Source organism: Priestia sp. SIMBA_032 (genome assembly GCF_046535215.1).
In the GTDB taxonomy this organism is placed as follows: Bacteria; Bacillota; Bacilli; order Bacillales; family Bacillaceae_H; genus Priestia; species Priestia aryabhattai.
Genome location: NZ_JAWRXD010001443.1, coordinates 1 through 241 on the forward strand (window position 1 = coordinate 1; position 241 = coordinate 241).

A 241-nucleotide genomic window follows, 5' to 3' on the forward strand; every position below is an offset into this window, starting at 1 on the left:
GGGGTGTCGAAAAACGCTGTCAGACTCTCCGCGATGCGCATTTCCTCGCAGCGCTCCAATTCGAGCAGGACATGCTCTTTGGTCGGGAAATGGAAGAAGAAGGTCCCGTGTGCCACGCCTGCCGCAGAGACGATGGCGCCGATGTCGGCCGATGCCATCCCGTCGCGTTTGAACTCGGCCACCGCCGCTTCCAGCAGGCGTTCGCGGGTCGCACGTCGCTTGGTCTCACGGGCCGACACCT

Annotated in this window: 1 protein-coding gene; it reads right to left on the minus strand. The window is 63.5% G+C overall.

Annotated features, from left to right (window positions below; genetic code table 11):
* The coding region (locus SB717_RS39095; protein ID WP_410908659.1) for a TetR family transcriptional regulator at positions 1-241 on the minus strand (241 nt) is incomplete at both ends.